The following is a 4,821-nucleotide window of genomic DNA, read 5'->3' on the forward strand; positions in this document are numbered from 1 at the left end:
CGGGCGCCAGGCGCGAGCCCGGCGGCGGCGGCCTGCACGTCGAGCCAGGCGTCGTCGTAATGGAACGAGAGGCAGCGGTCGCCCGCCGCGTGGTGGTGGCCGCACTCGAAGCAGGCGTCCGTCGCGCCGAGCATGAGCGCGCCCGGCGTCATCAGCGCGCGTGCGTTGCCGCTGCGATAGCCAAACGCGCCCGCCGCGACGAGCGCGAGGCACGCGCTGGCGTGGCGTTCCTCGTAGGGGCGGTCGCCCGGTCCGAGCGTGCAGACGACATCGTCGACGGACCAGCCCGGTCCGCCTGCAATGGAACGCGCGATGGGCGCATGGCCGCTGTCGGGGCGGCCTTCGCGCTCGCGCTGCGCGAGCGCGCGATGGAGCGATGCGGCGAGAGCGTGCACGGCAACCTCGCGGAAAAGGACCACGGGCAGAGACACCAGGGCGCTACGTCTGCCAGTTGTAGCACATTGGCGTTGTTGCCGCCGGCCCCGTCCGCGCGCGTCGCCGCCTCGCGCTATGCGCGTCGTTCGTCGATGGCGCGCAGCAGCGAGAGCGCAATCCCCTCGGCTGCGAGACGCACCTCGTCGAGTGCCGGAAACGACGGTGCGATCCGCAGATGGCTGTCGCGCGGATCGACGCCATAGGGAAACGCCGCGCCGGCGGGCGTGAGGATCAGCCCCGCCGCCGCCGCGAGTTCGACCGTGCGGCGCGCGCAACCGTCGGGCGCGTAAAGGCTGATGAAATAGCCCCCGCGCGGCACGTTCCAGCTCACGCCGCCCACGCCGGCAAGACGCGCACGGAAAACATCGTCGACGGCGTCGAACTTCGGCTTGAGCAGCGCGCGATGGCGCGCCATCAGCTCAGCGAGCGTCGCGCGATTGCGCAGGAAGCGCACGTGGCGCAACTGGTTGAGCTTGTCCGGCCCGATCGTGCGCACGGCGGCGTGCTTCTGCCACCAGGCCACGTTGCGCGGCGCGGCCGCAAGCCACGCAAACGCACCGCCGCCGAACGTCACCTTCGAGAGCGAAGCGAACATCAGCGGGCGTTGCGCATGGCCCGCTGCCGCGCAGGCCGCGAACACGTCGAACGTCGTATGCGCTTCTTCGGTGAGATGGTGGAAGCGATAGGCATCGTCCCAGAAGAGGCGGAAATCGGGCGCGGCGGGCATGGCCGCGAGGCGCCGGATCACCTCGTCGGACCAGATCGCGCCCGTCGGGTTGCTGTAGAGCGGTACGCACCACATGCCTTTGATCGAGGGATCGTCGCGCACGAGCGCCTCGACGCGGTCCATGTCGGGACCGTCCTCGCGCATCGGCACCGCGATCATGCGCACGCCGAGCGCCTCGCAGATGGCGAAGTGGCGGTCGTAGCCCGGCGCCGGGCACAGGAATGCGATGTCGCCTTGCGCGCGCCACGGCGCGCTCTTGTGTTCGCCTTCGCCGACCGGCACGCCGTGCAGCAGCGCGAACGTGAGCGCGTCGTGCATCAGTTCGAGGCTCGAATTGCCCGCCGCGATGACCTGCGCCGGCGGCACGCCGAGCAGCTCCGCGCCCAGCTCGCGCGCCTCGGGCAAGCCGCTCGCCAGGCCGTAGTTGCGGCAGTCGAAGCCGTCGCGCGCGAGAAAGCCTGCCTGCCCCGCTTCGTCGATGAGCGCCTGCGAGAGATCGAGCTGCCCGGGCGAAGGTTTGCCGCGCGACATGTCGAGCCGCATCTGCAGTTGCTGGAATCGTTCGTAGGTCAGATCGACGGGCGGCGACATCAACATGGCGTTCTCCGAAGCAAGGGGGCAGGCAACGAGCCTAAGGGACGGAACGAGTCCAGTATCCGTGCGTCCCCGCGTTCAGACAAACGCGTTATATTGAAGTCTTCGATCAATTTTTCTTATACCAATGAAGACCCTCGATCTCGACGTGCTCGCCATGGTCGTGGCCGTTGCGGACGCCGGCAGCTTCGTGCGCGGCGCCGCGCTCGTGCACCGCTCGCAGGCGGCGCTCAGCATGCAGATCCGCGCCCTCGAGGAGTCCATCGGCAAGCCGCTCTTCATCCGCGCGCCGCGCAGCGTGACCCCCACGCCCGACGGGCAGACGCTCATCGCCTACGCGCGGCGCATGCTCGCGCTGCGCGACGAGGCGTGGGCCTCGCTTGCGCACCCGGAGGTTACGGGGCGGGTGTCGATCGGCGTGCCCGACGACTATGCTTCGTCGCTCATGCCGCCCGTCTTGCGCAAGTTCTCGGCGAACTGGCCCAAGGTGGAAATCCAGGTGATCGGTCTGCCGAGCAGCTCGCTCATGCCGCTTCTGAAGGACAACAAGATCGATCTTGCCTGCGTGACGCGCACGCGTGGCCTGGCCGGTGAGTTCATCCGCTTCGAGCCGATGGTGTGGGCCGCGCCGCCGGCCGCCGTGAGCGCGGCGAGCGGGCGGGAAATCTGGCGCGAGCGGCCGCTGCCGGTCGCCCTCTTCGGCGGCGGCAGCGTCGCACACACGAACGCGATTCAGGCGCTGGAGCGCGCGAAGATCGCGTATCGCACGTCGTATGAGAGTCCGAGCCTGATGGGGCTGTGCAGTATGGTGGCCGCCGGTCTCGCCATCGCGCCGCTCGCGCGCTGCGCGGTGCCTGAGAACTTCGTCACGCTCGGCCGCCAGCACGGGCTGCCCGCGCTGCCAGAACTCGAAGTGGTGCTTGCGCGCAGCGCGCGTTCGAATCGTCCGCCGTGCGACTTTCTCGCCGATCAGATACTCGCGGAACTGCGCGTCCAGGAGCGCTGATTCGTTGGCCGTCGATGCGCGGGACACTGCGCGCAACGATGTGGGCGCCGGCGCGGGCAACGCATCATTCGTCGCCTAGCCGGGAAAGCAGCGCATAGAGGCGCGTGACATGCCTCAGCAGCATTTCGCGATGCTTCTCGATCTGCTCCAGACGGCCTTCGAGATCGGCGCGCACGCGCTCGTCCGGATCGGCGTAATTGATCACGTCCTCGATGCGCGAGCGCAGCACCGCGGGCTCGACCGGCGGCACGCTGAGATAGCGTTCGAGCTTGCGCACGTCCTGCGCGGCGAGATCGCGGATCTTGCGCATGCCCGCGAGACGCCGGTGTGCCTCGGACGACGGCGCGGGCGCCCCCTCCTCGCGCTTCGCGCCCTGGCCGAAGATCGGCTCCGCGCGCAGCACGGGCGCCTTGCGCACCGGATGCGCGGTACCGCGAAAGCGCGCGCGCGGCGTCTCGCTCGCAATCGCTTCGCGCGCTTCGTCGGGCACCTCGGCGCTGTCGTGCCTCACATCCATCCAGCCTTCGGGCAGGCCCGTGACGGCCTCCACGCCGCGCACGAACTCAGCGCTGAAGTCGCGCTGGCCCGACACGATCAGCTTCATGTAACTCGCGGAAAACGTCATCATGCGCGCGAGCCGCGTGGCAGAGCCGACCTCGCGCGTGAGCAGCACCAGATTGGCCCGCCACATCGGCATGAGCGTGGCGTTGGCATCGTCCATTGCGGGGCTCCTCCTTCGTTCGCACACACGCCAATGATACGGGCTGCGGCGCACCGAGGGCCGGTTACACGAGCTCTTTGGCCCCTGTCGGCACGCGCCGCGCTCCATTGGGAAGAACCAGCAAGGAATATGCCGAGCCCGATCGGCCAGGCACAGGAAAAGCGGAAGAAAACGGCGAACAGCGGTGCGGCGCACGCACGGCCCGTCACGCACGGCCTCACCGGCGCGGCCCGACCTACGCTGATCGACCTGTGCGGCCCGACCTGCGCGGCGCGACCTTCGCGGCGCGACCTACGCGGCCCGACCTGCGCGGCCCGACCTACGCGGCGCGACCTACGCGGCGCGACCTACGCGGCCCGACCTACGCGGCGCGACCTACGCGGCCCGATCAAAAATGGCCCGTGAAGCGGTAGCGACTACCCGGATGCCAAAGATTGGCGACCGTCGCCACGAGCCCGCGCGAGCGGGTGCGCCGGTGCAGCACGAGACAGGGCTCGGCCTCGCCCATGCCCAGACGCGCCCGCGTATCCGCTTCAGGGGCGAGCGCCTCGATGCGGTACTCCACGCCCTGCAGCGGCGCCACGCGCACGAGGTACTGGTTCGGCGTGATGTGCGTGAAGTCCTGCGCCGCGTAGTCGGGCGCGATGGCGGGGTTGACCCAGCGCTCCTCGAGCTGCACAGGCTCGTCGTTCTCGAAGTGCAGCACGCGCGAGTTGAACACCTTGTCGTTCGCGGCCAGCCCCATTTCGATGGCGAGCGCCTCGTCGGCGGCCAGCACGCCGATCTCCAGCACCTGGGCGCGATAGCGGTGTCCGCGCGCGAGGATTTCATCGGAGATGCTGCGGATCGCCACGAGCGTCGACTCGTATTTGGGCCGCGCGACGAACGTTCCCGCACCCTGCACGCGCGTGAGCACCTGCTCCGCGGTGAGTTCGCGCAGCGCCCGGTTCACGGTCATGCGCGCGACCCTGAACTCGCGCGCCAGTTCGTTCTCCGAAGGCACCTGGTCGCCCTCGCACCACTCTCCCGCATGGATGCGCGCAAGGATGAAGTCCTTGATCCCCTGGTACGCGGGTGCGTTCATCGCCTTGGCCCGTGCTTTGGTTCGCGTGATTTCGCGCGATTTTGCGTTATTGCGCCTCGGACTCGAACGCGAACGGGCTATGCCTGGCGATCGCCCCGTTCTGCACGAGACGCGTGAGCGCTGCGATGTCCGGCGCGAAGTAACGGTCGAGGTCGTAATGCGGCACCTCGGCGCGCACCGACTGCATCACGTGCGCGAGCGCCGGGCTCGTGTGGTGCGGCGCGCGCAGGTCCACGCCCTGGGCCGCGGCGAGC

Annotated in this window: 4 protein-coding genes and 2 pseudogenes; 1 reads left to right on the plus strand and 5 read right to left on the minus strand. The window is 69.3% G+C overall.

What is annotated here, in order from left to right; translation table 11 throughout:
- Positions 1-395 (minus strand): annotated as a pseudogene (locus BMI01S_RS35915) (AraC family transcriptional regulator); the annotation flags it as partial.
- Positions 396-508: 113 nt separating this feature from the next.
- Positions 509-1,759: an aminotransferase class I/II-fold pyridoxal phosphate-dependent enzyme gene (locus BMI01S_RS35920; RefSeq protein ID WP_407668994.1), complete on the minus strand. Its 1,251-nt coding sequence runs from the start codon at positions 1,757-1,759 to the stop codon at positions 509-511.
- Positions 1,760-1,883: 124 nt separating this feature from the next.
- Between BMI01S_RS35920 and BMI01S_RS35925 the strand changes: the two genes are divergently transcribed.
- Positions 1,884-2,762 carry a LysR substrate-binding domain-containing protein gene (locus BMI01S_RS35925; protein WP_028212106.1) on the plus strand — a complete coding sequence of 293 codons (879 nt, stop codon included), beginning with the start codon at positions 1,884-1,886 and terminating at the stop codon, positions 2,760-2,762.
- A gap of 64 nt (positions 2,763-2,826) precedes the next feature.
- Here BMI01S_RS35925 and BMI01S_RS35930 read toward each other — a convergent pair whose 3' ends face one another.
- From BMI01S_RS35930 to BMI01S_RS42270, 3 genes and pseudogenes are all read right to left on the minus strand, one after another.
- Positions 2,827-3,483 carry a hypothetical protein gene (locus BMI01S_RS35930; protein WP_028212105.1) on the minus strand — a complete coding sequence of 219 codons (657 nt, stop codon included), beginning with the start codon at positions 3,481-3,483 and terminating at the stop codon, positions 2,827-2,829.
- A 388-nt stretch (positions 3,484-3,871) separates the two neighbouring features.
- The gene (hutC, locus tag BMI01S_RS35935; protein WP_028230781.1) at positions 3,872-4,567 is read right to left on the minus strand and encodes a histidine utilization repressor; all 696 of its coding nucleotides are present in this window, start codon (positions 4,565-4,567) and stop codon (positions 3,872-3,874) included.
- 46 nt (positions 4,568-4,613) lie between these two features.
- Positions 4,614-4,821: pseudogene (locus BMI01S_RS42270) on the minus strand (histidine ammonia-lyase); the annotation flags it as partial.

Origin of the sequence: Paraburkholderia mimosarum LMG 23256 = NBRC 106338 (assembly GCF_000739815.1) — a bacterium.
Taxonomy (GTDB): Bacteria; Pseudomonadota; Gammaproteobacteria; order Burkholderiales; family Burkholderiaceae; genus Paraburkholderia; species Paraburkholderia mimosarum.